Origin of the sequence: Kitasatospora sp. NPDC056800, from assembly GCF_042789775.1 — a bacterium.
Lineage (GTDB): Bacteria > Actinomycetota > Actinomycetes > Streptomycetales > Streptomycetaceae > Kitasatospora.
In genome coordinates, this window is sequence record NZ_JBHUAL010000379.1 from 1 (window position 1) to 2819 (window position 2819).

At 71.7% G+C, this 2819-nt stretch carries 2 protein-coding genes; one reads left to right on the forward strand and one right to left on the reverse strand.

Annotated features, from left to right (window positions below; genetic code table 11):
- Nucleotides 1–119 precede the first annotated feature (119 nt).
- Nucleotides 120–1067, reverse strand: a complete 948-nt coding sequence (locus tag ACFRQN_RS40410) for an ROK family protein (RefSeq protein WP_049655186.1) — start codon at nt 1065–1067, stop codon at nt 120–122.
- A gap of 349 nt (nt 1068–1416) precedes the next feature.
- On the opposite strand from ACFRQN_RS40410, the gene ACFRQN_RS40415 reads away from it, so the two are divergent.
- A complete protein-coding gene (locus tag ACFRQN_RS40415) occupies nt 1417–2697 on the forward strand; it encodes an extracellular solute-binding protein (protein ID WP_074005442.1) in 1281 nt (426 codons plus the stop codon).
- The last annotated feature ends 122 nt before the right edge of the window (nt 2698–2819 follow it).

The window sequence follows — 2819 nt, forward strand, 5'->3', positions numbered from 1 at the left end:
GTCGCCGCCGAGGCCGGCGATGCGCTCGCCCTCGACGGCGAGGCGGTCGCCCTCGACGACGCCGCCGGGCAGGACCAGCCGGGCACCGGCCAGGGCAGTACGGTCACGGTCCGCGGTGGTCACGCGGTCACCTCCATGGAGAGCAGATCCCAGGCGAGCAGGCCCGCGCCCAGGGACGCGGCGGTGTCTTTGAGCATGGCGGGTACGACCTTCGGGGGCATCTGGAAGGTCAGTCGCCCGGTGACCGCCGCGCGCAGCGGAGTGAAGAGCGTGTCGCCGGCCTCGGCCAGCCCGCCGCCGACGATCACGGTGGACGGGTCGAGCAGGCTCTGGGCCAGCACGATGCCGTCCGCCAGGGCGTCGACGGCGCGCTGCCAGACCGCGAGGGCGCGGTCGTCCCCGGCGTCCACCGCGGCGGCGCAGGATGCCGCGTCGGCGTCGGGGTCGCCGCTGGTCTCGGCCCAGGCGCGGGAGACGGCGGAGGCCGAGGCCAGCGTCTCCAGGCAGCCGCGGGCGCCGCAGCCGCACTGCGGTCCGCCCGGGCGGACCACGACGTGGCCGATCTCGCCGCCGTAGCCGTGCGCGCCGGCCTCGATCCGGCCGTCGATGCCGATGGCGCCGGCGATGCCGGTGCCGAGGGCGATGAACAGGAAGCGGTCGACGCCGCGGCCGGCTCCGAGCCGGCCCTCGGCCAGGCCGCCGGAGCGCACGTCGTGGCCGAGGGCCACCGGCATCGCGCCGCCGTCCGGTCCGGCCAGGCGCTCGCCGAGGAGCTTGCGCAGCGGGAGCTCGCGCCAGCCGAGGTTGGCGGAGAAGACCGCGATGCCGTTCTTCTCGTCGATCGTGCCCGGGACGGCGACACCGGCCGCGAGCGGGGCGACGCCGAAACGGCTGCGGCCCTCGTCCGCCAGGTCGGTGGCGAAGTCGAGGATGGCGGCGACGACGGCGTCCGTGCCGTGCTCCCGCCCGGTCGGTCGGCGTGCCTCGAACAGCACGGAGCCGTCCTGGGCGAGCAGCGCGGCCTTCATGCCGGTGCCGCCTACATCGAGTGCGATGACGTGCTTCACGGAGGACAGTTTCCCTTGGGCGGGTAGAAGAGGTCTAGTCCAGTTGTCGGATTGGTCTGGTCCATACTGGGTGAGCTTTGTCGCAGCTGCGGGGGTGTGCGCGGCTTTGCGCCGGGGTGCGGGGCGGGCGCGGACCGGGGTGAGTGGGGGTTTTGTTGCGCATTGTGCAATGACGCCGAGCACTTCGATAACTACTGGGGCGGCGCCGGGCGGTGGTGTGGACCGGTGGACGACGGGTTTGGGAGTGTTGCGCGTCCCCCTGCCGGATTCCCCCGTTCCGACTGCGTTCATCCCCCGTTCCATCCCCCGTTCCATCCCCCGTTCCATCCCCCCGAAGGCGGTACCCGCGTTGAACAGGCGCGTCCACGTTCCCACCCGTGTGCTCGGCGGTGCGCTGGCCGGAGCACTGGTCCTCACCGCGGTCAGTGCCTGCGGCGGGCAGGACGACGGGCCGGTCACCCTCAGACTGGTCGCCGCCGACTACGGGGAGAGCCCCGAGACCAGCTCCCAGCACTACTGGGACGCGGTCGCCAGGGACTTCGAGGCGGCCAACCCTGGGATCAAGGTCAGCGTCGAGGTGGACAGCTGGACCGAGATCGGCAAGAAGGTCGAGGACATGATCGCGGCCGGCAAGTCGCCGGACCTGCTCCAGACCGGCGGCTTCGCGGACCAGGTCGCGGCGGACCGGCTGTACCCGGCCTCCGACGTGCTCTCGGTGGACACCCAGGCCAGGTTCCTGGACACCTTCGCGCACGCCGGGCAGGTGGTCGGGACGCAGTACGGGATCCCGTTCGTCTCCTCCTCGCGGGTGCTCTTCTACAACAAGGCGGTCTTCCGGCAGGCCGGGATCACCCAGCCGCCGGCCACCTGGAACGAGCTGCGGCAGGACGCCGAGAAGATCAAGGCCAAGGTGCCGGGGGTGACCCCGTACGGGCTGCCGCTGGGGCCGGAGGAGGCACCGGCCGAGTCGATGCTGTGGACGCTGAGCGGCGGCGGCAGCATCTCCGACGACGTCGGCAACTACACCATCGACAGCGCCCAGAACCAGGCCACCTTCGGCTGGCTGAAGAGCAACCTGGTGGCCACCGGGCTGACGTACCCGGACCCGGGCAAGATGAACCGCACCCCGGTGTTCCAGGACTTCGCCGCCGGGAAGGTCGCGATGCTGAACGGGCACCCGACCCTGCTGCGGATGGCGACCGCCGGGAAGATCGAGTTCGGCACGGCGCCGATCCCGAAGAAGGACGGCGTCGGACGGACTGGGAGCCTCGGGGTCGCGGACTGGATGATGGCGCTGAAGGCGAACGGGCACAAGAACGAGATCAAGAAGTTCCTGGCGTTCGTCTACGGCAAGGACAACCAGCTGAAGTTCGACGAGCAGTACAACCTCCTGCCGGTCACCCAGGACGCGTTCGCCCAGATGTCGTCCGACCCCAAGCACGAGGACCTCAAGCAGTTCGCGGTCGGGCTCAGCAACGCGAGCTTCTACCCGTTCGGGGACCCGGCCTGGGGCGAGGTCAGCAACCGGATCAAGGCCGGGATCGGGCAGGCCGTGACGGGGGACCCGAAGCAGGTGCTCGAAGGACTGCAGGACGCGGCGGTGAAGGAAGCGGTGAAGGTCCGCAAGTAGCAGGTCGTGGGGGGCGGGGGGGGGGTGGGCCCCGGCCCCCCCGGGGGGGGGGCGGCCGGGTGGGGGGGGGCGGGGGGGGGGGGAGGGGGGGCGGCCCCGGGGGGTGGGTTATAAAAAAAAGA